The sequence below is a fragment of the Melittangium boletus DSM 14713 genome (assembly GCF_002305855.1).
Lineage (GTDB): Bacteria > Myxococcota > Myxococcia > Myxococcales > Myxococcaceae > Cystobacter > Cystobacter boletus.
The window spans coordinates 7,844,602-7,868,646 of the sequence record NZ_CP022163.1; the positions used below are offsets into that span (position 1 = coordinate 7,844,602).

At 66.5% G+C, this 24,045-nt stretch carries 22 protein-coding genes; 20 read left to right on the forward strand and 2 right to left on the reverse strand.

Annotated elements, in window-relative coordinates; all coding sequences use genetic code 11:
* The first annotated feature begins 248 nt into the window (after positions 1-248).
* The 18 genes from selA (at position 249) to MEBOL_RS32625 (ending at position 18,866) form a co-directional block, all read left to right on the forward strand.
* Entirely contained in the window at positions 249-1,646 is a 1,398-nt protein-coding gene (gene selA / locus MEBOL_RS32540; protein WP_095981087.1) for an L-seryl-tRNA(Sec) selenium transferase, read from the forward strand.
* A complete protein-coding gene (locus tag MEBOL_RS32545) occupies positions 1,640-2,239 on the forward strand; it encodes an HNH endonuclease (protein ID WP_095981088.1) in 600 nt (199 codons plus the stop codon). The genes selA and MEBOL_RS32545 overlap by 7 nt, the downstream gene beginning before the upstream one ends.
* Before the next feature lie 175 nt (positions 2,240-2,414).
* Positions 2,415-3,299 carry a P-loop NTPase gene (locus MEBOL_RS32550; protein WP_425437655.1) on the forward strand — a complete coding sequence of 295 codons (885 nt, stop codon included), beginning with the start codon at positions 2,415-2,417 and terminating at the stop codon, positions 3,297-3,299.
* Between the two features lie 10 nt (positions 3,300-3,309).
* The gene (locus MEBOL_RS32555) at positions 3,310-4,470 is read left to right on the forward strand and encodes a helix-turn-helix domain-containing protein (RefSeq protein ID WP_095981090.1); all 1,161 of its coding nucleotides are present in this window, start codon (positions 3,310-3,312) and stop codon (positions 4,468-4,470) included.
* Positions 4,471-4,550: 80 nt separating this feature from the next.
* Complete coding sequence (locus tag MEBOL_RS32560) at positions 4,551-4,814, forward strand: hypothetical protein (RefSeq protein WP_095981091.1); 264 nt, start codon at positions 4,551-4,553, stop codon at positions 4,812-4,814.
* Complete coding sequence (locus tag MEBOL_RS32565) at positions 4,808-5,755, forward strand: RluA family pseudouridine synthase (RefSeq protein ID WP_095981092.1); 948 nt, start codon at positions 4,808-4,810, stop codon at positions 5,753-5,755. The genes MEBOL_RS32560 and MEBOL_RS32565 overlap by 7 nt, the downstream gene beginning before the upstream one ends.
* Before the next feature lie 370 nt (positions 5,756-6,125).
* Positions 6,126-6,446: a hypothetical protein gene (locus MEBOL_RS32570; protein WP_218920834.1), complete on the forward strand. Its 321-nt coding sequence runs from the start codon at positions 6,126-6,128 to the stop codon at positions 6,444-6,446.
* A 516-nt stretch (positions 6,447-6,962) separates the two neighbouring features.
* Positions 6,963-7,691, forward strand: coding sequence for a Hint domain-containing protein (locus tag MEBOL_RS32575; RefSeq protein WP_245919022.1), 729 nt, complete (start codon positions 6,963-6,965; stop codon positions 7,689-7,691).
* Between the two features lie 84 nt (positions 7,692-7,775).
* The gene (locus MEBOL_RS32580) at positions 7,776-8,564 is read left to right on the forward strand and encodes a hypothetical protein (RefSeq protein WP_245919024.1); all 789 of its coding nucleotides are present in this window, start codon (positions 7,776-7,778) and stop codon (positions 8,562-8,564) included.
* 6 nt (positions 8,565-8,570) lie between these two features.
* A complete protein-coding gene (locus MEBOL_RS32585; RefSeq protein WP_179956334.1) occupies positions 8,571-10,013 on the forward strand; it encodes a hypothetical protein in 1,443 nt (480 codons plus the stop codon).
* The gene (locus tag MEBOL_RS32590; protein ID WP_095981094.1) at positions 10,010-10,621 is read left to right on the forward strand and encodes a hypothetical protein; all 612 of its coding nucleotides are present in this window, start codon (positions 10,010-10,012) and stop codon (positions 10,619-10,621) included. Before MEBOL_RS32585 ends, MEBOL_RS32590 begins: the two co-directional genes overlap by 4 nt.
* A gap of 12 nt (positions 10,622-10,633) precedes the next feature.
* Complete coding sequence (locus tag MEBOL_RS32595) at positions 10,634-11,446, forward strand: hypothetical protein (protein ID WP_095981095.1); 813 nt, start codon at positions 10,634-10,636, stop codon at positions 11,444-11,446.
* A 211-nt stretch (positions 11,447-11,657) separates the two neighbouring features.
* On the forward strand, positions 11,658-12,794 hold the full coding sequence (locus MEBOL_RS32600) for a hypothetical protein (protein ID WP_157823797.1): 1,137 nt from the start codon (positions 11,658-11,660) through the stop codon (positions 12,792-12,794).
* A 13-nt stretch (positions 12,795-12,807) separates the two neighbouring features.
* The gene (locus MEBOL_RS32605) at positions 12,808-14,394 is read left to right on the forward strand and encodes a hypothetical protein (RefSeq protein ID WP_157823798.1); all 1,587 of its coding nucleotides are present in this window, start codon (positions 12,808-12,810) and stop codon (positions 14,392-14,394) included.
* Between the two features lie 152 nt (positions 14,395-14,546).
* Positions 14,547-16,286, forward strand: a complete 1,740-nt coding sequence (locus MEBOL_RS32610) for a HEAT repeat domain-containing protein (RefSeq protein WP_218920835.1) — start codon at positions 14,547-14,549, stop codon at positions 16,284-16,286.
* Between the two features lie 29 nt (positions 16,287-16,315).
* Positions 16,316-16,891: a hypothetical protein gene (locus tag MEBOL_RS32615; RefSeq protein WP_095981099.1), complete on the forward strand. Its 576-nt coding sequence runs from the start codon at positions 16,316-16,318 to the stop codon at positions 16,889-16,891.
* A 48-nt stretch (positions 16,892-16,939) separates the two neighbouring features.
* Positions 16,940-17,386 (forward strand): hypothetical protein, encoded by a 447-nt coding sequence (locus tag MEBOL_RS32620; protein ID WP_095981100.1) that lies wholly within the window; start codon positions 16,940-16,942, stop codon positions 17,384-17,386.
* 19 nt (positions 17,387-17,405) lie between these two features.
* The gene (locus tag MEBOL_RS32625; RefSeq protein ID WP_095981101.1) at positions 17,406-18,866 is read left to right on the forward strand and encodes an FAD-binding protein; all 1,461 of its coding nucleotides are present in this window, start codon (positions 17,406-17,408) and stop codon (positions 18,864-18,866) included.
* A gap of 18 nt (positions 18,867-18,884) precedes the next feature.
* Here the strand turns inward: MEBOL_RS32625 and MEBOL_RS32630 are convergent, their stop codons facing one another.
* Positions 18,885-20,585, reverse strand: a complete 1,701-nt coding sequence (locus MEBOL_RS32630; protein WP_095981102.1) for a sensor histidine kinase — start codon at positions 20,583-20,585, stop codon at positions 18,885-18,887.
* A 169-nt stretch (positions 20,586-20,754) separates the two neighbouring features.
* Between MEBOL_RS32630 and MEBOL_RS42020 the strand changes: the two genes are divergently transcribed.
* Together MEBOL_RS42020 and MEBOL_RS32640 are read left to right on the forward strand one after the other, a co-directional pair.
* Entirely contained in the window at positions 20,755-21,432 is a 678-nt protein-coding gene (locus MEBOL_RS42020) for a cobalamin B12-binding domain-containing protein (protein ID WP_281256606.1), read from the forward strand.
* Between the two features lie 58 nt (positions 21,433-21,490).
* Positions 21,491-23,125, forward strand: coding sequence for a flavin-containing monooxygenase (locus MEBOL_RS32640; protein ID WP_095981103.1), 1,635 nt, complete (start codon positions 21,491-21,493; stop codon positions 23,123-23,125).
* Between the two features lie 95 nt (positions 23,126-23,220).
* Here MEBOL_RS32640 and MEBOL_RS32645 read toward each other — a convergent pair whose 3' ends face one another.
* Entirely contained in the window at positions 23,221-24,009 is a 789-nt protein-coding gene (locus MEBOL_RS32645) for a hypothetical protein (protein WP_095981104.1), read from the reverse strand.
* Positions 24,010-24,045: the final 36 nt, after the last annotated feature.

Here is a 24,045-nt window from a genome sequence, read left to right on the forward strand (position 1 = left end):
GGCCTGGGCCGCGGACAAAGGCCACCCCGGGCGTCTTACGGCCTGGCGCGCGATGCCAGAGCCGCCATCGGAGCGCCGAGTGGCAGAAAGGGCCCTGAATCTAAGAGGACCCTCGCGCATTTGCAATGCGAGTGAATTCCCACCCTCCCTCGACCAACGAACGTCGCCCATGCGCCGATTCCCGGGGGGCGACAGGCGGCGGGGCGGTTGGGTGGCGAACACGTCCGCTGGCTTCTACACTTGTCGGCATGGGTGTCCCCTCGACCAGCGACGGAGGGAAGAACGCGCGGCTGCGTGCGCTGCCCTCCATCGAGCAGCTCCTGCATCGCCCCTCCCTGGAGGCGCGTCTGGCGTCACTGCCACGTGCCCGGGCCGTCGCGGCGCTGCGTCTGGCGGTGGCGAATGTGCGCGAGCGGTTGCTCGCGGGTGAGGCCCGGCCCTTCGAGGACGCGGACGTGGACGAGGCGCTGCGCCTGCTCGCCACGCCCAACCTGAGGCCCGTGCTCAATGCCACCGGCGTGGTGCTGCACACGAACCTGGGCCGTGCGCCCCTGGCCACCGAGGCCGTGGCGCGGGTGGCCTCCGTGGCGCGGGGCTTCTGCAACCTCGAGTACGATCTGGACGAGGGGGAGCGGGGCAGCCGTTACGCGCCCGTCGTGGAGCTGCTCCGCGAGCTCACGGGCGCCGAGGACGCCCTGGTGGTGAACAACTGCGCGGGCGCGGCGCTGCTGGTGCTCGCGGCGCTGGCGTCGGGCCGCGAGGCCATCGTCTCGCGCGGAGAGCTGGTGGAGATCGGCGGCGGTTTCCGGGTGCCGGACGTGATGAAGCAGTCCGGCGCGCGGCTGGTGGAGGTGGGGACGACCAACCGCACCCGGCGCTCGGACTACGAGGCGGCCCTCTCACCGGACACGGGCGTGCTGATGAAGGTGCACCGCTCCAACTTCGCGCTGGTGGGCTTCACCGAGGAGGTGGAGGTGGGTGCCCTGGCGGCGCTCGGCCGCGCGCGGGACGTGCCGGTGGTGGTGGATCTGGGCTCGGGCGCGTTGTTGCCGCTGGTGGGAGAGGGGCTGACCCCCGAGCCCACCGTGCCCGCCACCGTGGCCGCGGGGGCGGACGTGGTGGCCTTTTCCGGAGACAAGCTCCTGGGAGGCCCGCAGGCCGGCATCATCGTGGGCCGCTCGGCGTTGCTCGCCCGCATCCGCCAGCATCCCCTCACCCGGGCCCTGCGTGTCGACAAGATGACAGTCGCCGCCCTGGAGGCCACCCTCGAGCTGTACCGGGATGGGTGCGCGGAAGCCGTCCCCACGTGGCGGCTGCTCACCTGGCCCGTGGAAGTCCTCGAGGCGCGGGCGCGGCGGCTGCTCGCATTGCTGTCCCAGAAAGACATACACGCCCGTGTGTCTTCCACTTCCGGACAGGTAGGGGGAGGAGCGATGCCGCTGGCCAGGTTGCCGTCCTTCGCGTGCATCCTCACTCTAGGAGAGCCCGCTGCGTTTCTGGAATGTCTTCGGGGGGCGTCGGTTCCGGTGATCGGGCGGATCTCGGACGGAGAGGTGGTTCTCGATGTTCGTTGTCTGGCGGAGGAGGACCTTCCGCTGGTCGCCGACGCCGTCGCCATGGCTTCGCAGGGAAGGCAACCATGTTGAACAGTGCCGTTCTCGTCTTGAACCGCAACTACCAACCCGTCCATGTCACCTCGGTGAAGCGGGCCGTCCTGCTGCTGTATCTCGGGGTGGCCAAGGCCATCGACTCGCAGTACCGGTTGTATGAGTTCGAGGACTGGGCGGCGCTGAGTGCATCCACCGCGCACGATTCCATCCACACCATCAATCGGAGCATCCGCGTACCGCGGGTGGTGGTGCTCTCGGCCTACGAGTACCTGCCCCGGGGGAGGGTGCGCTTTTCCCGGCTCAACATCTACGCGCGCGACCACGACACCTGCCAGTATTGTGCTCGCCAGCTCCCGCGCTCGGAGTTGAATTTGGACCATGTCCTGCCGCGCTCCCAGGGCGGGAAGACGAGCTGGGAGAACGTGGTGTGCTCGTGCGTGCCGTGCAATCTGCGCAAGGGCGGACGTACACCCGAGCAGGCGGGCATCAAGCTCTTGCGCACGCCCGTGCGGCCTCGCTGGACGCCCTTCTTCAGGGGAGCATCGCGCCGCGTCACCTACCGGGAGTGGCTGCCGTTCCTCAATCTGGCGGATGCCTCGTACTGGAACGTGGAACTGCTGGATGACTGATGGAGGGGGCTTCCGGCCGCTGGCTTCCGGTCAGGGAGTCGACGCCGGGCCCGGGACGGGTTTTGATACGGGTGCCTTGAACTCAGCCCGTTCCGCCGCCTCCTCGTCCCCTCATCCCCCCGTGCCCGTGGAACCCACGGGCAACCCGCGCGCGCGTCCTCATCGCATCATCGCGGTGGGGGGAGGCAAAGGCGGCATTGGCAAGTCGCTCGTGTCCTCCAACCTCGGGGTCGCCCTGGCCGCCAGGGGACAGCGGGTGTTGCTCGTGGACGCGGATTTGGGGGGCGCCAATCTTCACACCTGCCTGGGCGTGGCCCAGCCCACCGCGACGCTGTCCGACTTCCTGCTGCGGCCCAAGGCGCGGCTCGAGGACGTCATCCTCCCCACGGGCGTGCCCAACCTGTCGCTGATCGCCGGGGCCCTGGATGTGCTGGACGCGGCCAACATCAAATACGCTCACAAGCAGCGGCTCCTGCGCAGTCTGCAGACCCAATCCGTGGACTACCTGATCCTGGATCTGGGCGCGGGCTCCAGCTTCAACACGCTCGATTTCTTCATCATCGCGGACCATGGCGTGCTGGTGCTCCTGCCCGAGCCCACCTCCGTGGAGAACGCCTACCGCTTCGTCAAGGCCGCCTTCTACCGGCGCTTGCAGCAGGTGGAGTCCGAGTACGGCATCGAGCGATGGGTGGAGCGTGCCCTGTCCACGCGCGAGGGCGCGAACAAGACCCCGCTGGAGATCGTCCAGCACGTGCGCCAGCAGAACGCCGCGCTCGCGAACCGGCTGGAGGCGGAACTCGCCGCGTTCCGCGTGAAGCTGGTGCTCAACCAGGCGCGCACGGACGCGGACATGAAGGTAGGCTCCGCCGTGGTCTCCGCGTGGAAGAAGTTCTTCGGTCTGGACATGGATGACTTTGGCGCCATCCGCTATGACGACGACGCTTGGCGCGCGGTGCGCAAGCGTCGTCCCATCGTGCTCGACAAGCCCGAGTCTCCCGCGGCGCTGGGGCTTCAGGGCATCGCCGAGCGCTTGTTGGCACTGGATTCAGTGACGGGGTGAGGAGCGAAGCATGAACCACTTCGAGCAGCAGTCCTACTACGACCTCCTGGAAGTACCCGTTTCCGCCACCCAGGAGGAGATCCTCGGGGCCTACGAGCGCGCCCTGGAGACGTACTCGCCCGATTCCATCGCCGTGTACACCCTGGTGGACCCCGGGCAGATCGACGCCCTGCGCCAGCGCCTCACCCAGGCCCGGGATGTCCTCTGCGCGCTGGAGCAGCGCCTCGAATACGACCGGACACTGGGCGTGACGCGTTCTCCCGAGGAATGGGCCCGCTTGCAGGCGGAATCCCTGCGGCGCGCGGCGGGAGGCGCCGTCGTCGCCGAGGAAGCGCCGGGGAGTGGGCCGGAGGTCACCCAGGAGGAAGCGCCCACGGAGGTCCTGCCCCAGGATCTGCTGGAGGTGGTGGAGACGGTCCCCGTGCTGGCGACGCCCGCCGTCGAGGCCGCGCCGGTGGCCGAGACGCTTCTTCCGGAGGCCGTCACTCCCGGGGTGGAAGCCTCGCCGGTGGTCGAGGTGGCGCCGGTGGTCGAGGTGACACCGGAAGTGGCTCGGGTCCCGCCTCCCGTGCCCATCGTGGAGGCCCCTCCGGCTCCCGTGGCTTCGGTGACCGCGGCCCTGGCGGCCGCCGCCAAGCCCCTGATTCATGCCCGGCCCACCGCACCGGTGGGACGCCATGGCGCCGTTCCGCCGCCTCTGCCCACGCGCAAGGTGGTCCGCCCCCCCGCGGGGCGGCCCGAGGGGGAGCGGCCGCGGACGGTCTCGCGGACGCTCTCGGGGCAGCAGCTGGGCGAGGCCCCCGTGCTGGCCCAGGCGTCCGCCATCGCCACCGCGGAGTCGGCGCTCGCCCAGGTGGCGATGAAGGTGCGCGACTCGCGCACGCGCCTCAAGACGATTGTCGATGTGCCCGCCGATGCCGAGTTCAACGGAGAGCTGCTGCGCAAGGTGCGCGAGGGCCGCAGCGTGTCGTTGCAGCTGCTCGCCGAGCGCACCCGCATCTCGGTCCGTCACGTGGAGAACATCGAGGCGGATCGCTATGACGTCCTGCCCGCGAGCGTCTACCTGCGCGGCATCTTGATGAGCATCGCGCGCGAGCTCGGGTTGGATCCGCTCCGCGTGTCTCGCAGCTACATGGAGCTGGTTTCCTCGGTGGCCAAGAAACGGCGCTGAAACGAGCGGTCGGGTCCAGGGCCCGTCCTCACCGTCAACGATATTGACACCCCCCGAGGGGGTGCCTAGAAAGTGCGGAAATGACGGAAGAAGAAAAGATCAAGGCCATGCGACTGGCCCGCGCGATTGCTTCGGATATCTCGCTCTACAACGAGCAGAAGATCATCAAGGGCATCGAGCAGGACAACCTCTTCGAGGTCCTCAAGGAGGAGCTCGAGGAAGGCCGCGAGCTCTACAAGAGCCGCGTCAGCTCGGAGATCTTCCAGCGCATGAACTTCTTCGAGCGCGCCATCAACGACATCGTCCTGCGCTCCAAGGCGCACGTGAAGTCGAAGATTTGGTAGCGCCTGGCGCGCGCGAGCATCTGGCCCCACCCGAGACCCGGGGCGAGCGGCTGGATCAAGCGCTCGCGCGCGTGTTCCCCGAGTTCACGCGCTCGCGCCTCCAGGGCCTCATCGAGGCCGGGCACGTCCAGGTCGACGGCAAGCCCGCCAAGGCCTCGGCGCGGCTCAAGGGCGGCGAGCGGCTGTTGCTCCAGGTCCCCCCGCCCACGCCGGCGGTGCCGGTGGCCGAGGAACTGCCGCTGACCGTGCTCCACGAGGACAAGGATCTGGTCGTGGTGGACAAGGCGGCGGGGATGGTGGTGCACCCGGGCGCGGGACATGCGTCGGGCACGCTCGTCAACGCGCTGCTGCACCGGGTGAAGGACCTGGCCGGAGTGGGCGGCGAATTGCGCCCGGGCATCGTCCACCGCTTGGACAAGGACACCACGGGCTGTCTGGTGGTGGCCAAGCACGAGACCGCCCTGGTGGCGCTGCAGAAGGCCTTCAAGACGCGCACGGTGGAGAAGACGTACCTGGCGCTCGTGCACGGCACGCCCACGGCCGCGGAGGCGCGGATCGAAACGCTCTATGGCCGCCACCCCGTGAATCGTCAGCGCTTCACCGGCAAGGTGAAGGAGGGCAAGCCCGCGCTCACCCTGTACCGGGTGCGGGAAGCCTTCGACGGGGCGGCGCTGGTGGAGGTGGACCTGCTCACGGGCCGCACGCACCAGATTCGCGTGCACCTGTCCGAGGCGGGCCACCCCCTGCTGGGTGACAGCCTCTATGGCTCGGGCCGCAAACCCAAGGGCGGGGCCGCCGAGGCGCAGGAACTCGTTGGCCGTCAGGCGCTGCATGCGTGGAAGCTGGCCTTCCCCCATCCCCGGACGGGCAAGATGCTGCGCGTGGAGGCCCCGCTGCCTCCGGACTTCACCGCCGCGCTGAAGGTGCTGCGCGGCCGTTAGCGTCCCCGCTCGGATGGACGCAACTCCTGCTCTCTCCGGGTAATTCAGGCCATCCCGTAAAGAGCGATTTTAGTTGCTAGAGCGGGAAGTTCTGTGCGAGAAGTCCGGACTCAAGAGGTCAGGCAGGGTCGTGCGCGCGTCACTCCGAGGGGGGTGGAGACGGCGGTACCCGTTTGGCAATACCCACCCACTCCCGCTGAGAGCATCGCGCGTCCGCCCAGGAACGCTGGCGAGCTGGTGTTCCCTCTCGACCTCGAAACCAGCCGTTGAGGAGCACGGTATGAAGAACAGTGGCTTTGTGCTGTCCGTGTGGCTTGGAATGACTCTCTCCGCTCTGGGCTGCGGCCCCGGAGGCCCCGATGAGCGCGAAGTGATTGGACGCTCCGTGCAGGGGTTGTCCCAGGATGAAGGGCGGGGTGCCGCCGGGGACATGCACCAGACCGTGGTGCCGATGAGCCTCGCCGTGTTCCAGTCGCTCGTGAGCAATTCCTCGAGATGCGGCACGACCAACGTCCAACTGTGCGTGGAGGAACTCGACTACGCCTACTCCCAAGGCCTTCTCTCCTACGATGCCTACGTCTGGGGGCTCCAGAGGGGCTACTACCCATACATTGATAGAAGCAACAACATCGCCGCGGTCTGCAACTGCTGGGGGGCTTGGCCTTCATCCGGCGACATTGTGCGCAGGTAGCGGTCATCACGCCGGGTGCGAACTGTTCAATGCTCTCCGCTTCCCTGTTTCGCTGGGGGTGAAAAATTCGCATCTGGGTAATGATTGTTCTCACCTTGGAATTCGGGTTATATCCTACAGAACAATTTTAGTTGCACTAGCAGTAAGACCTGTGAGAAGAGTCCGTTCCCAAGAGGGCAACACCCTCTTCGAGGGAGGAAACTCCCAGGCAGACGTGCGTGATCACTCCATGGGGGGGGGAGACGGTACCCGTTTGTAGTGACCCGTCCATTCCCGCTGCGAGCAGTGCAGGTCCGCCAGGAGCGCCGGACGAGCCGGTATTCCCGCTCGACATCAAAACCAGCCGTTGAGGAGCACTGTATGAAGAAGAACAGTGGCTTTGCGCTGTCCGTGTGGCTTGGAATGACTCTCTCCGCTCTGGGCTGTGGTGCGGCACCGGGGACTGATGGAGCCGATACGCTTGGAAACACCACGCGGGAATTGGTGAATCAAGAGGACCAGGCCGAAGCGGGTGACATGCACCAGACCGCGGTGCCGATGACGCTCGCCCAGTTCCAGAGCCTGGGTGCCATGAGTGACCAGGCGGGACGTTGCGTGGGAGGCATCAGCTATAACGAGTGCAAGGAGGAGCTCGACTGGGGTCTGAGCCAGAACCTCATCACCGCGGAGACCTATTACTGGGGGCTCAACAACGGCTATTACCCGGTCATCGACCGCCACAACACCATCGGCGCGGTCTGCAAGTGCGGGTGCTTCGAGGCCAACTCCCTCATCCTGACGCAGAACAAGCAGGGCGTCTCCGCGTGGGTTCCCGCCAAGCAGATCACGAGCGAGACCTCGCTCTTCTCGCTCAACGAGGAGGCCACGCTGAGCCGGCCTTCCTTCAACGCGAAGTCCATCAAGGTCTCCACGAAGGGTGAGGAGAAGCCGGCCCTCTTCGTCTTCGAGCTCTCCAACGGACACTCCCTGAAGGTGACGCAGAACCACGGCATGCTCCTGAGCGATGGCCGGGTCGTCGAGGCGCGCAGCCTGAGCGCCGGCGCCGAGTTCGTGGCCCTGGATGGCTCGCTCGTCCGCGTGAACAACCTGCGCTTCGAGTACACCACGGAGGACGTGCACAACTTCGAGGTCGACGCCCAGGATCTGGCCGGCCACATCATCGCCGCCGAGGGTGTGCTCGTGGGCGATCTGGCCTGGCAGAACCAGTTGAGCCGGGAACTCGGCTCGATCGCCGTCCGTCGCTGAGCCTCGCTGCTTCCCCCCGTCCGACGAGCGCGGTGCCTTGCCTGGCCGCCTCGTCGGGCTCTCCGTCTCCCAAAGAGAACAACCATGTCCCTTGGCAAGGCAAAGTGGGCGGGTGCCGCGCTGGTCGCGACCGCGCTCGTCATTGGATTCGCATTTCGCGGCGACCCTGTTTCCGCGCCGCCCACTCCCCAGCCCGTCCTCAAGTCCGTGGCCGCGCCGACCGAGGCCATGGCCCGCATGGAGGTCCAGGCGGCCAAGACCGCTCGCGAGCGCCTCGCGCGGATTCCCGAGCCCGTCGTTCCCCAGACAGTGGGTGGCTTCGCTCCGGAGGAAATCGCGAAGGTGTCAGGGGTGTATCGGGAGATGCTCGCCGTGCAGGGTCTCTACAACCAGCGGCTGTCCCGGGAGCGCCTGGTGGCGCGTGTTCTCGAGACCTCCCAGGGCGTGGACATCGCCGCCAGAACCCTGACGGATCCGTCCTTCGCCCGGGAAGCTTTTGGGGAGAGCCAGGCGGAAGCCCGTTTCTTCTCGATCGATGTCTTGAAGGCGGCCGCGCGCAAGGGAGACGCGGCTCCGTTGGAGCGCTCCACCGAGGCCGTTGCTCAACAACTGTCCCAGTCGGATGATGGAACCACTCCCCTCGACGCGGGCCGGTCCGCTGACTTGCGCGACATGGTTCGGGCCTACATTGAGGTCAAGGGCGTGGAGGCTTTCTCCGACGGGAACTCCCGGCTCGTGAGCGCGATGGGTTACTCGCCCACCAGTTCCCCTCGTGTGAAGTCGCTGTATGACGAGGTCCTCTTCATCCGCCTCCGGCAGCAGTTTGGCCGTGAGCGTGCCGCTTCCATGACCGCCGCCCTTCTGGATCGCTGAGAGTCCATGTTCCGCCCCTTCCTGCTGACTTCCTTCGCCTCGTTCTTCATCTCCACTACGGCGTGTTCCGCCGAGACCCGGCCGTTACAGCCCGAGGACGCGGGCCTTCCTCCTCAGTCGCTCAAGGATCGCATCGCGGCCCGGAAGGCCCAGGTCGAAGCGGATACCTGCTTCCAGACCGCGCCGGACGACTCCGTGTGTGATTGGGGGGATTTCCCCTATGATCCCAACGAGTTCTCGATGGCGGAGAACACCGGAGAGGCCATCCTCATCATCGATGACTTCCCGGAGTTGCCGCCCCGGGCCATCCGCTACAAGAACCGGCTCAAGGGATTCTACCGGGCGGACTCGGGGGGCGGCATCTCTCCTGTCTCCTTCTCCTGGCACGCCCCGGTGGTTCTCCATGAGACGCTCAGCGAGTTCGCCTCTCCGGACTTCATCCCGGCTGAATGGCTCCGTCCACTCGGGGCCCCCGTGGAGAACGTCTACGTCAACTACTCCTTCCAGGGCGCGGGCCACGGCAACTACGTCTTCTCGGCCCTCATCGAGTCCAACCCGCATCAACCCGTCGTGGTGCTCGATCAGCTGAAATACTCCCAGTTCGCGCTCACGGAGTTCTGTGACACCTCGGGGACCAGTGACTCCATCTCGCGTCTGCGCGCCAGGTCCCAGCGTGTCGCGGACAGTCTTCGTCAGCTCATGAGCGCGCACAACGTGCGCTTCGTGAATGTCAGCGCGGGAGAGTCGCTCGAGACGATGCGGGGGCGATGGGCGCAGTCCTGCGGTGGTGCCACGCCGAGCGACAGCCTCCTTCGCAAGAAGTTGAACGCCTACGAGCCCATCGTCGACGCGCTCTACAACACGCCCGGTGTGTTCGCCGCGCAGGCGTCGATCGACGCCTCCAACGTCCAGGACAACCCCTTTGATTTTCCCCTGGCGAAATACCCCAACCGGCTCCTGGTGGGATTCTTCACCTCGCTCGAGTCGGGCCTGGATGCGAGTGGCAGGGGCTCTTCGTCCCTGACGGGATGGCCGGCGCGGCAGACCGTCGACCTCTATCTGAACAGCGGGGTGCTGCCCAGCCGTCCCTTCAACTACAACGCGACGCCGCTGCTCCAGGTGAACGTGTTCGGCGTCGACATCTTCCCCATCACCCGGACCACCACCTCGTGGATCACGCCCCTGGCCCTCTCGCGCTTCATTCATCTGCGCTACGGGGATTCACGGTTCAGCGGACATGCGATGTCCAACGCGCTCATCCAGAACATTCGCGAGGTGATGATTCCCGGTGGTTGTAGCGCTCAGCCCAATGGCCGTTGCGCCTATCAGGATCCGCTCAAGCACGGGCAGATCGAGGCGGTGCGCCTGGGCTATCGCGACACGGAGTACCTGGAACCCCTTTCTCAGCAGTCGACGTCGTCCTCTCGGTGGATGGAGCATTCTCAATGAAGAAGATCTCAAGTGTCCTGGCCATGGCCGTTCTGCTCAGCTCGGGTGTCTCCGCCGCGGAGGAGCCGGTCGAGGTGTCGTTCATCGATAACGGTGGGCTCAACTACAAGGTGAACCCCTCGGGCTTCACGATCTCCAACTCGTTCGGCAGCTTTCAGGGCGGGGGGTATCTGGTCCCTCGTGACTCCAAGCTGCGCAATGGGTGCTTCATCACCACCCCGTGGCTTCAGGTGAACCATGGGAATGGGCAGGCGTTGGCCTTTCCTCACTTCACCCTGGAGTGGTGGGGAGACCTCCACCCGGTGCAGCACATCGATCAGACCGTGCTGCGGCTTCAGCTCGAGGTGAAGCGGCCCAATGGCACCACGTCGCAGGTTCGCAGCTACGTGCACACGGGTCTGATGACCCTTCAGCCCCGGGCGTACTACCCGGATGGGTGGGTGTCCTACTACGGCCGTCTGGACAATCCCTCGGCCCAGGGAAACACGAACTTCGGGAGCATCAGCGTCAACAACGGAGACGAGGTCCGCTACAGCGTGTGTGACCTCTACGAGGGTGGCAAGCTCCTCGTGAACGACGTGCAGGTGACGACCTACCCCGTGTTCTAGGAGGTGACTGCCATGAAGCCTTTCCTTTCGTTCGCCGCCGCCGCGGTCTGTCTGCTGGGCGCCGAGGCCCATGCCTTCGGTGAGAACCTGCTGTCCTGCCAGAACGGCGGGTTCATCCTGAACAAGTGCACGCTGCTCAAGCTGCCCTTCGCCACGCCCGTGGTCGAGGATGGCACCACCTTCGAGACGACGTACACCGTCACCTACGATTTCGCCTGCACGGGTCACTCGGTGTACGTCGGGGTCTCCACGGGGCAGCAGTTCGTGCCCTTCGTGATGGGCGCCCGGAACGCGACGCTCACGCTCAACGGCAGTGGCCGGGTCGAGTCGTATGATCCGGACCCGTTGGCCACCCAGCGCTTGAGCTTCAAGCCGGGCTGCTCGCTGACGGTATCCAAGGCCACCGTCTTCCCCTCGGGCAATACCCTGGTGCTGTGGACGTCCCAGGCCCAGTCCCAGGCCCGGATCATCGGCCTGCTCGCCAACCAGTACCTGCTGTCCAAGGACTACCTGGCGCTCGCGTCCTGGGACGACTCGAAGCTCATCCTCCTGCGGGACAAGCTCGAGGGGCTCGTCGCCGCCTTCCCGACCAACATCCACTACAAGGTCATGCTCGACTCGGTGAAGAGCGCACTCGCCAACGCTCCGCCTCCTTACTCCAACGAGCAACTGGCCGAGTCGGGTGAGGAAGTCGTCGCCGACCTCCGCGAGGAACTCGACGCGGAAGTCGTCAAGGGACAGAACCTCGTCAACCGCTTCATCCGTTGGCAGCAGCAGGCGGAGCAGTCCCTCGTGGACGCGCTCGCCAATGTTCCGGCGGCCTAGCCGTCCACCGTTTCCCGACAAGCCACATGGGTCCACGAGGGCTCTTTCCGGGGGCACCGGCATCGCCGGCCGCGTCCGTGAGGGCCTTCGTGTGTCTTGGGGAAGAGATCCGGCCGTTCAATTCAACCAGGGTCTGGCCCATGGGCCGGACTGGCATGGCGGCGACCCGGGCCGGCGGAGTCCATCGCTCCATGCAGAGTGGGGGAGTACCATGAGACGTTGGATGATGTGTCTGTTGTTGACAGGCTCGCTCGCGGCGCCAGGAATCGCCGCGGCCGCCAATGGCGATGATTTCGCCGTGCGGGAGGAGCAGGCCTTGCGCGCCTATTCCTCGGCCATCAATCAGTCGCAGCGCCATGGGCGTTACCGTCAGGCCCGTGCCCTCTTCCTGACCCAGTCCGGCAACATCAGCTCCCGGGTCGAGGCGTGGGAGAAGGCCTCCCAGCAGTGGGTGCTGGGTTGGTACAAGGTGATGGCGCTCGCGGATCTCCAGAAGAACATCTCGTATGCGCAGTTCGAGGCGGAGCTGCAGCAACTGCTGCGCGACCAGCACGACGGGTTGCTGCGGCTGTCGAACGACGCGAAGGTCGTGAAGGCCGCCGCCGACGGAGCCCTGGAGTTGCTCGGTCCGGCGAACACCGCCGCCGTTCCTCCGGAGCTCAGCCAGTACGCGAGCGTGGTGCAGGCGCTCACCCAGCGCGAGAACGAGCTGCGCACGGCCATCACCCAGACGTCGCAGATTCCCACGAGCCGGATGGCCCGGCACGAGACCGTGGCCCAGACCTCCCGTCAGGTGATACTCGCCCGGGTCCGGGTCGCGTTGCTCAAGACGGGCCGCTATCCGCTGGAGCAGACCCTCTCGTCGGTGCAGGCGCTGCTGGCCGCCGAGCAGGTCGTCGATCCCGTCATCGCGGCGCTCACGCAGGCGGAGAACGACATGAACCGCTTCGCGCTCAACCTCCAGGTATTCCATGTGGAGGAGTCGCTCACGCAGTCGCGCACCTTGTGCGCGAGCAGCCAGGCCAAGCTGGCTCCGCTCACCACGCCCGCTGCCTATGTGGCGCAGGCCAAGGCCCGGGCGACGCAGCTGTGCTCGGCCATCGAGGCCCACGCCAGCGGGTTGCTCTCCTACGGCATCCCGAAGGCGGACCTGGTGTACGAGTACATCACCGTCGAGAAGGCGTCGCTCACCTCCCTCTGCAAGACGTCCCAGGCGCCCGTGGCGTGCGAGAAGCTCGCCGTCCTCGCGTCCCTGACGCTGCCGGATCTCAAGGCCATGACCGACAAGAAGCTGCGCTTCGTGGAATTCGGCTGGAGCGAGCAGTTCAAGGCCGCCAAGAGCAACTGAGGGACTACCGACCATGAAGACACGAATCATCGCAGTGGCCATGTCGTCGTTCCTCTCGATGGCGACCCTCGGCTTCGCCAGCGAGGCGTCCGCCACGACGTGCCAGGACATCCAGGTCAACAAGAAGCCGCCCATCCCCTTCGTTCCCATCCCGATGAAGAATCCCCAGACGGGCGAGCCGTACCTGCCCAATGAGGAGATCGAGATCCGGCCGGGGGAGAAGATGCTCGCGGGCGACTTCTTCAACCAGATCAACGACCTCGAGTACGACCTCAACCAGTGGGGCTACTCGTTGCGCGACACGGATGCCGCGACCCTCGCCGAGCTCAAGACCTGTATCGAGTTGCTCTCCCAGCAGCGGGACTTGATCCTCGAGGACATCCGCGCGAACGGCATTGGTGAGTGGTCCCCCGAGGAGCGTCTCAAGCGGGTGGAAGCCGCCTGGAAGCGCTACCAGGACCAGCTTCCCTCCTGGGATGAGCTGTACGCGAAGGCGAACGACGAGAGCGTGAAGGTCTACCTGCCCGAGGTGCCGCCCTTCAGCGCGCCCGTGCCGCAGATCAAGCGCGCGGAGCTCAAGCCCGTCTTCAAGGAGCGCACCTGGTCGTTCGACGTGGGCGAGAAGTCGAAGTTCTGGGTGAACGCGCAAGCGAGTCTGTCCCTGCGGGCCAGCAAGGTGGACGCGGTGGGCGACGCGCGAGGCGGCGTCAACGCGGCGCTGATGGGCAAGTGGGAGGGAGAAGTGCTCTCCGCCCGTGCGCACGCGGAGGCGCCCTCCACGGCCGACGGCAAGCTGCAACTCGAGGTGCGCGGCCTGGGCAAGGTCCTCTGGAGCAAGAACTGGCAACTGCCGGGCATCCACTACGAGGACACGTTGGAGTGGCCGCTGGACTACAGCGTGGACTACCGCTTCGCCATCGGCCCCGTGCCCATGCGGGCCCGGGTGGGCTTCCGGGCCTCGGCTGGCGCGAAGTATGGCTACGACGTCCTTCCCCTCCAGGTGGGGGCGCATGCCGTGCCCTTCGTGGCGGCGGATGCCTACGCCCAGGTCGGCGTCGACATCGGCATCGCCGGGGGCGGCGTGGGTGGCCAGCTCATCCTCATCCAGGACTACGTCACCCTGCAGGGCGCGGCGCGGGTGGAGTTCGACGAGGAGCCCAGCCTCATCGTCGAGCTCATCGGCACCAACAGCATGACGGCGCTCAGCGGCCGCCTCTATGCCTACGCCTACATCAACTACCTCTTCGGCAAGTGGGAGGGGAAGTGGGACTTCTTCAAGTGGGAGGGCTTCCGCAAGGATGGTAACCTCTTCAACTTCAAGTGGGTGTGGACTCCCAGCGGTGTGACGGCCACGGGCGACCTCAAGGCCGAGGACATCATGGAGATCAAGCAGACCGAGGCGGAACTGCGGCTGCTGGAGATCGAGAACAAGTCCCAGGCGCAGCTGTGGAATACGATGAAGGCCATCTCGGATGACGCGAACAGCGCCGAGGCGGTGAAGGTGCTCACCGAGCAGGGTCGTCTGAACTCCATCGCCACCGGCGTGGATGAATCGCTGCGTCAGTACGAGACCGAGTTGAGGGGGTGGACGGAGTCATGAAGAAGCTAAGCGCGGGACTGCTCGTGGCTCTCGTTGGGGGAGCTCCTCTGGCATGGTGGAAATGGAGTCATGGGGATGCGGCGGAGTTGTCGCTCACGTGCATCCCAGGGCAGTCCCGCGCTTATGCCTTGTCGTATGAGTCGCGCGGACAGGTGTCGGATGCCACGTTCGGGCTGTCCCAGGGCGATGCGCCCGAGGGGCAGTCCGTCGAGACGGTGGTCCGGGGCCGTTGGCGCGAGACATGTGTGCGCGGTGATGCCAAGAGCCACGTGCTCGACGTCACCGTCGAGGACGCTCAGGGTCATTTCAGCGCCAAGGGTGGTATTGGCGGTGGGGGTGCGCCTTCCGACGTGCGCGAGCTGGTGGCGGGCCACAGCTACGTGGAACTGGGCGCGGATGGGACGGTGCGGGCCATCCACTTCGATCCGCGGATGTCTCCCCTGGGGCAGAACCTCCTCCGGGACATGCTCTCGCTGCGGTCGATGCGCTTGAGCGGTCTTGTCCAGGACGGAGGCAGCTGGACCTCCGAGGAGGAGGACTTCAATGGGCGCTACAGCGCGCCCTATACGCTGGAGCTGCCCGAGGAGGGCCTGGCCCGTATCACGAAGGGAACGCGGACCTACGCGGCCTCGGGCTCCACGCAGAAGCTGACGAAGGTGGCGCCTCTCGTGCGCGCGCTGCCCGCCACCGGCGGCGAGCTGGTGCTGGAGCTGGCCACGTTCCAGCCCCGGAGCTTGCGCTCCCACGTGGAAGTGGAACTCGTGGCGAGCTCGCGCACGATCGGTCAGTCCCTCAGCCACCTGGAGCTGACGCCCGCCGGGCAGGCCGCCGTGGCCGCGGTGGATGCGCGCAAGTTGCAAGAGGACTTCTCGGCCCGTACCGCGAGGGGCGTGCGGCCGGGTGACCTCGCCGCGCGCGACGCGGATGCGCGCATCGAGGAGCGAATCCAGCGCGAGGAACTGGGGAGCGAGACCTGGGCGTCCCTGCTGGAGAAGGCGGGCGAGTCGTCGCCGGACAGGGCGAAGCTCTTCCTCAAGTTCAAGGCCCTCTTCCTGCTGCATCCGGAGGCCTGCCGGGACGCGAGCGCGCTGCTCGCCACGTCCAAGGGTCCCCATGAAACGACGTTCCAGCTCGTGGCCGGCGCCCTGGCGTCCGCGGGGACTCCCGAGGCACAGCACGCCCTGGTGGCCGCCATCGACGCCACGAGTGACCGGCTTCCCCACCAGCGCACGTTGAGCTCGCTGCTGGGAACGGTGTCCAAGCCCACGCCGGACTCGGAGTCGCTGCTTCGCTCGCTCGTGAAGGGACATGCGCAGGACGAAGTGCGTGACACCGCGCGGCTGGCGCTCGGCAACGTGGCCCGGAGCCTCCAGGGGCAGGATCCCCAGCGGGCGGAGCGGCTCGTCCAGGACAGCATCGCGTTCGCCCAGAGCGCTTCGAGCCAGCAGGAGCGCGTGGTCGCGCTCCAGGCGCTCGGCAATACCGGGGCGCCCCAGGGGCTCGAGGTCCTCGCGCGAACGGTGAAGGAGCCGGACGCCACGCTGCGTCAGACGGGCGCCTCGGCGCTGCGCTTCATCGAGTCGGACGAGGCGGAGCGGATGTTGCTCGAACTGGCGACCCGGGATGCGTCCGATCGCGTGAGAGGGGAGGCGGTGTCCGCGCTGTCCTTCCGGACGCTCTCGCCCCAGACGGTGGCCGAGTTGCGGCAACAAGTCCGGAAGGATCCTTCCGAGTCCGTGCGGCAGTTGCTCGTCAAGGTGCTGGCGGATGAGGCGCCGCGCTACGCCGATATCACCCTGACGCTGGAAGAGGTCAGCCGGAATGATGCCTCGGCCTCGGTGCGCAAGCTGGCCACGCTCGTGCTGCTCCGGCTCAACGCCTCCGAGGGGTAGTCAGTCTGGTTGGGGAAAAGGAGATGGGTATGAAGAACCGTGGAATTTCGTCGGCCGTGTGGCTTGGAATCACCCTCTGCGCCCTGGGCCATGGCGATGTGGCGAAGGCCAGTGAGCCGGCCGAGCAGCGAGAGGCGCAGGGCGCTGTCGGTGACATGCGGCAGACGTCGATGGGCTTGTCCCAATTCCAGTCACTCGCCGTCCTGAGCGACCAGGCGGGACGCTGCGTGCAGGGCATCAGCGCCCAGGAGGCAGCCATGGAACTCGACTACGGCTATTCGATGGGCCTGATCTCCTACGATGCCTTCACCTGGGGGCACTACAACGATTACTATCCTGTGATTGATAGGCGAAACAACGTTGTCGCCGTCTGCAAATTCGGGGCGTCGATGAGCCTGGCTCAATTCCAGGCCCTTGCCGCTTCGAGCGATCAGGCAGGACGTTGCGTGCACGGCATCGGCAATCTCGAGTGCGTGGCTGAACTCGACTATGGCCTGAGCGTGGATCTGATCACCCTGGCGGCCTATCACTGGGGGATCAGCAGCGGCTACTACCCGGTCATCGATCGGTACAACCGAATCCAGGCCGTCTGTGGGTGCTGGTGAAGGGGAGGGGGTGCTGGCCGCTTCGTCGTGATGGTAGAACCAGCGCCCATGAAGATCCCATTCAAACTCGTCGTTCCGTTGTTGCTCTCGGCCTCCTTCGGCTGCGCCACCACGCAGAGCCGGTTCAATTCCGTGTACCCCGGGATGCCCTCGCGGGGGGTCGTGGAGACCATGGAGGGAGGGCCCAGCCGTGCCCAGGAGTTCGGGGATGGGTCCACCGCCTGGTACTACGGCGATGACTTCTGCCTGTTGCTACGCGACGACAAGGTCGTGGCCAAGGACAGCACCCAGGAGAAGGTCTCCGTGAACGCCGGCGTGGTCGCCCTCAAGGAAGTGCAGAAGGCGCAGTGCGCGCCCCCGGGCACGGCCGAGGTGCAGACGGAGCAGATGATCCGGACCCCCGTGGGCTCCTTCAAGGGCTCCATCGATCCCGAGGCCATCAAGAACAAGGCCCGGGAAACGAGGGATGCCCTGGTGGGCGACTCCGTGAAGTAATCCCGGGAGACCCACGACCATGTCGAACCCCATCCTCCCGCGCCGCACGGTGTTCCGGGGAGCCCTGCTGGCCGCGGCCGCGGCATTCAACCCCGTGGGCCGGAGCTGGGCCTCGGAGACGCGGCCCGGCTTCATCTCGCCTCCTCCTCTGGACGGTCAGCTCCTCCTGGATGACGCGGCGCGGACAGCGGCCGCGGAGGACTACGGCCACATCGTCCACCACAGGCCCTGGGCGGTGCTCGTCCCGGGCTCGGTGAACGACATCGTGAAGATGGTGCGTTTCGCGCGGAGCCACGGCCTGCGCATCGCCGGCTCGAGCGCCCTGGGTGACAGCCACTCCACGCAGGGCCAGGCCCAGGTGGCGGCGGGCATCGTCATCGACATGTCCGCGCTGTCCACCCTCCACTCCATCGACGCGACGAGCGCCTGGGTGGACGCGGGCGTGCAGTGGCTCCAACTGCTCAACGCCACCGTACTCCAGGGCAAGAGCCCGCCCACGTTGACGGACTACCTCGAGCTGAGCATCGGCGGCACCCTGTCGGTGGGGGGCATTGGCGGGCAGGCGTTCCGCTCGGGCCTCCAGGTGGACAACGTCCTGGAACTGGAGGTGGTCACCGGGCGGGGAGACCTCGTGCGCTGTTCACCCACGTCCCACAAGATGCTCTTCGACTCGGTCCGTGGAGGTCTGGGCCAGTTCGGCATCATCGTCCGGGCGCGGATCCGCCTGGTGGCGGTGCCCTCTCACGCGCGCACCTACACCGCGCTGTACAACAGCCTTCCCGCCTTCCTCGCGGACCAGAAGTCGCTCACCGACGATGGCCGCTTCGACTACGTCGAGGGCTCCGTCGTGACGGCGGCCGATGGCTCCCGATCCTTCCAGCTCGAGACGGTGAGGTACTTCGACCCCCGTGCTCCGCCCGATGACGCGGCGCTGCTCGCGGGTCTGGCCTTCCAGCCGGGCACCGCGCGGGCGACGGACACGAGCTACTTCGACTTCGTCAATCGGCTGGCGCCGCTCGTCGCCTTCCTCAAGGCCCAGGGGCTCTGGAGCCTGCCGCACCCGTGGTTGAACGTGTTCGTTCCCCAGGCGCGCGCGGCCACCTTCGTGCAGTACGTGCTCGACAACACCCCTCCCGAGGAGATCGGCGAGGATCCCGTGCTGCTCTACGCCTTCCGGCCTTCGCGGCTCACCGCGCCCTTCGTGCGCGTGCCCCTGGGCTCCCACGCCTTCCTCTTCTCCCTCTTGCGCACCGCCAACCCGGGCACGCCGGGGAACGTGGCGGCGCTGCTCGCGAAGAACCAGCTCTTCCTCGACAAGCTCAAGCAGTTGGGTGGAAAGGCCTACCCCATCAGCTCGGGGCCTCGGACGCCCGCTGAATGGCGCCAGCACTTCGGCGTGCGCTGGCCCTGGTTCGCCATCGCCAAGCGGGCGTTCGATCCGGACAACGTGCTCACGCCGGGGCAGGGCATCTTCGCGTAACGCCCAGCGCCGGGCTCGCTAGGCACCCGAGGACAAGGGCTCGTGGGCTGGCGAAGCCACGGGCACGGTGAAGAAGAAGGTGCTCCCTCGGCCGGGCTCGCTCTCCACCCAGATGCGCCCCGCGTGCGCCTCGACGAGGCCCCGGGTGATCGACAGCCCGAGCCCAGCCCCGCGTCGATCTCCTCGCCGTGCCTGCCAGAAGCGGTCGAAGAGGTGCTCGATCGCCTCGGGGGCGATGCCGGGCCCGGTGTCACGGACCCAGAAGCGGATCATCTCTCCATCCACCTGAGCCCCGAGCGTGATCTGACCACCGCTCGGAGTGAACTTCAGCGCGTTGCCGAGCAGGTTGGAGAAGACCTGCAGGAGCCGATCCCGGTCCGCGCGCACCCACGGCAGCTCCTCGGGCACGTCGAGGGTCAGTTGGAGCTCGGACGCCAATGGGCGCGCCGCCTCGAAGGCATCCTGGAGGAGGGCGGACGTGGGTTCCGGTTGCACCACGACGGCCAACTGGCCTGCTTCCATGCAGGTCACGTTCAGCAGATCCTGGATCAGCCGATCCATGCGCCGGGCGGAGTTGAGGATGGCGCGCAAGGGGCCCTGGGCTCGCGGCTCACTGAGGTGGGGTTGCTGCCGGAGCAGCATCTGGGCGCTGAGGACGATGGCGTTCAGCGGGTTGCGCAGATCATGCGCCACCACGCCCAGGACGTCGTCCCGGGCTCGCGTGGCCTCCCGGGCGGCCCGATAGAGCCGGGCATGCTCGATGGCGATCGACGCCCGGGTGGCCAGCGCCTCCCCCAGTCTCAACTCGTTCTCCCCATACCGGCGCTGGGGATGGGACGAGATGAGAGCGAGCGCTCCCAACAGGCGTCCCTGGGCCAGGATGGGCACGCATACCAGGGAGCGGGGATTGAGCTCCCGCAGGGCCTGGAGGTGTGGCTCGCTCTGGGAGATGGACTCGATGAATTCAGGGGAGACCTCTGGGATCAGCTCTGGCAGCCGCGTCCGCATCACGGTCGCCAGGAGATACGGGAGCCGGCGATCCTGCGGCGTCTGCTCCAGGACTTCCACGAGGCGAGCCTTGGCCGGGTCACGATGCGCGACCTTCAGCCGCCGCCCCCGTCCGTCCTCCAGCAGGTCGATGATGCAGCAATCCGTCAGGGAGGTCGCCACCTGCTCCGCGGCGTTCGCCAGCGCCTGCTCCTCATCGAGGGTCGAGAAAAGGAGGTGCCCCACCTCGGTCAGGACATGCCGCTCCCGCTCGCGCAGCACCCGTTCGGTGGTGTCGCGGAGGATCAGCGTGACCAGCCTGGAGCCGCCGTTGTCCAGCTTGGACATGGAGGCCTCGACGGGAAACTCCTCGCCCGTCCTTCGAAGGCCGAAGAGGTCCAGGCAGCACGCTTCGAGAGGGAGCTCCGCGACGGGAGCGGAAGCGAAGTCGCGCACCCGCTGACCCTGGGGGGGGCGCAGGCGCTCGGGGAAGAGGCGCTCGAGCGGCTGGCCGAGCAGTTCCTTCGCGCGGTAGCCAAACATCTCCTCCGCGGCATGATTGAAGAGGACGACGCGCGCCCACTCATCGATGGAGACAATGGCATCCGCGGCGGTGGCGATGATGCCCGAGACCTGGGCCTCCGAGACGCGGAGCGCTCGAATGAGCGGACCCTTCTCGGCCGTCGGCAGCAGCCGCCTCACGAGTCGCGCGAGTGTCCCCAGGAATCCCATCGGCCTCCCTCAAGATGCACACGACTCGTGTGCCCCTCCATTCCAGGTTTCGATTGGCCAACGCCCACTGCCACCGATGTACTCCGCGCCACGGCTGCCGGGGGTCGAGGCGGGACTCCAGGGCAACTGCCCTTTCCCTCCAGGACGACACATCTTTCCTGTACCTCCCATGGATAGATGTCCGCCATCCGGTCACCGCCACGTCCAGCTTGTCGAGCGCTACCTCGAGACTCAATTGGCGGGCGACGTCCGGGGGACCTTGCGCCTCCTCGACGAGGCGTTGGCGCGTGGCACGCCGATCACCGAGCTGCAGTGCCAGGTCATCCAGGCGGCGCAGCGCGAGGTGGGCCATCTCTGGGAGGGCAATCGGATTGGCGTGGCTCGAGAGCATCAGGCGAGCGCCATCTCCCAGCTGGCGCTCGCCCACTTGTTCTCACGGGCTCAGCCCGAGCCTTCCCGGGGCATCTCCGTGGCGGTGGCTTGCGTGGAGGGGGAGCTCCACGAGCTGGCGGTCCGGCTGGTGGCCGACTACCTGGAGCTGGCCGGCTTCACGGTGAGCTACTTCGGGTCCAACCTGCCCACGGGCAGTCTGGTCTCGATGCTCGAACAGGAGCCCGCGGACGTCGTGGCCCTCTCGACGACGATGACCTTCAACCTGCCCGCGCTGCGAAGAACGATCCTGGCGGTGCGCGAGCGCCTGGGTGAGCAGCAGCCCATCCTGGTGGGAGGCCCCGCGCTCGCCGATGCACCAGGCCTGAGCACCGAGCTGAAGGTGCGGACCGCGGGCTCATCCCCTTCGGAACTGGTGGCTGGCGTCCAGGCGGTGCTGCGGGAACGCCGCCACTAAAGGGGGTGGCCTTCGCGAAGATACCGCGCGCTCTCCGGGTGTGATATGTTTTGCTCAAATGGATCATTCTGGAACCGGTACGGAGTCTATCCACCCCTTCGACGCAATCATTGTCGGGGCTGGGTTCGCGGGCATGTACATGCTCTATCGCCTGCGACAGCTCGGGTTGTCGGTGCGCGTCTACGAGGCGGGCAGTGGAGTGGGCGGCGTGTGGTTCTGGAACCGCTACCCGGGCGCGCGCTGCGACATCGAGAGCATGAACTACTCCTACTCGTTCTCGCACGAGCTCGAGCAGGAATGGAAGTGGACCGAGAAGTACGCCACCCAGCCGGAGATCCTGCGCTACATCAACCACGTCGCGGACAGGTTCTCGCTGCGCGAGGACATCCAATTCAAGACGAGGGTGAGCGCCTCTGTCTTCAATGAGGCGACGAACCGGTGGGAGATCCAGACGGACGATGGCGCCCGTGCGTCCGCCAGGTTCTTGATCATGGCGACGGGCTGCATGTCCGCCGTGAACGTGCCCGACTTCAAGGGGCTCGAGTCCTTCCAGGGCAAGGCGTGGCACACCGCCAGATGGCCGGAGGAGGGGGTCGACTTCACTGGCCAACGCGTCGGTGTCATTGGCACGGGCTCGTCCGGCATCCAGGTCATTCCGAAGCTCGCCGAGCAGGCCGCCCACCTCTTCGTCTTCCAGCGCACCCCGAGCTTCAGCGTGCCCGCGCGCAATGCGCCCATCGATCCGGTCTACGAGTCGTGGATGAAGGCGAACTACGCCGACTACCGGCGCAGGGCCCGCGAGACGCGCGCCGGGGTCGTCATGGAGGTCAACCCGAAGTCCGCCCTGGAGGTGTCACCCGAGGAGCGGGAGCGGGAGTACATGGCTCGATGGGAGAAGGGGGGCACCGCCTTTCTCGCCACGTTCTCGGACGTGATGGCCCGTCGGGAAGCCAATGAAACGGCCGCGGAGTTCGTCCGTTCCCAGATTCGTGCAACGGTCCGTGACCCGGCGGTCGCCGCGGCCTTGTCTCCCTCGGGCTATCCCCTGGGCACCAAGCGGCTTTGTGTCGACACCGGCTACTACGAGACCTTCAATCGGGACAACGTCACCCTGGTCGACGTCAAGTTGTCTCCCCTCGAGGAAATCACTCCCAGGGGACTTCGGACGCGGAGCGCGGAGTACGAGCTGGACAGCATCGTGTTCGCGACGGGCTTCGATGCCTTCACGGGTGCCTTGTGCAACATCGACATCCGGGGGCGCGGCAACGCGTCATTGAAGCAGAAGTGGGCCGGGGGCCCGCGCACGTACCTCGGCCTGGCGATCGCCGGTTTCCCGAACCTGTTCACCATCACCGGCCCTGGCAGTCCCTCCGTGTTCAGCAATACCCTCGTGTCCATCGAGCAGCATGTGGAGTGGATCACGGGCTGCATCACGCACCTGCGAGAGCGCCACCTCGAGCGCATCGAGGCCACCGTCGAAGCGGAGGACGGGTGGGTGGCGCACGTCAAGGAGGTGGCTGACCGCACGCTCTATCCCCTGGCCAATTCCTGGTACATGGGGGCGAACATTCCTGGCAAGACACGCGTCCTCATGCCCTATGCCGGTGGAGTCGGGGCCTATCGCAAGAAGTGCGAGGAGATCGCCGCCCAGGGCTACGCGGGGTTCTCCCTTGAGCCACCGCGCGCGATGTGAAGGCCGTCCATGGCCCTTGAGCGGAGGTGGTGCCAGGGGGTCGAGGCGCTGGGCCGGTGGACGAGACGCGAGTCCGTTCACCGGCCTTGTTGTGGCTATCCGACCGGCCGCACCGCCGCTCCCCGCACCTTCTTCTCCGCCAGGGTCCAAGCCACTTCCCGGGACACGAGGACGGATCTATGGGCCGAGGCGCCGCTGCCGAAATACTCCCGCGTCTTCACCATCCCGACCGAAGGCGTGTTCACCAGCCGTGGGAATGCTCCTCGTGAAATCGGAAGATACTTGAGCCGTTCACAACGAGTGCAACGCTCCGAGGCGAGGCCCTCAACCGCCACGCCTACCTCCTCGTGGATGACGAGTTGAACGACTGTTTTCAACTCCATTCCTTGTGGATCGAGAACCGGTCGACAGCCCACTCCGTTCGGGTTGAAAACGGTGCTCCAGACCTCTGGCGTCACGAAGAACTCGTCGAAGACCCAGTGGAGTTGAAGGATGCCGTTGCGACCCCATTTCGGCTCGGACTTCATCTGGAAGAGAGCCTTCTGCTCCAAGCCCAGACCACACTTCTCGCAGAACCCGGTCCTCGCATAGGTCGCGTCCCGGTAGCCGAAGCGCTCCTCGTTTGGTTGAGGGTACCCGCAGTGCCAGTTCGGCTCCAGCACGAGCCATGACGCCTCGGCCAACTCCTTCTTCGAGAACTTCGTGCTGACGATGTCGGCGGCCTTTCTTCTTGATATCCACAGCCGCAGTGAGGGCCATGCGGCATGGGTTTCATCTACCTCGAAGGTGACCAATCCGCTCGCCCCCACGACGACGCCCAGGGTCGCCAGCTCTCCGCGGATTTCGGGAGACGATGAGATGGAGATGCGATGGATGATCCGCATCTTTGTCCTCCTACAGGCCGAGCGCCTTCAAGATTT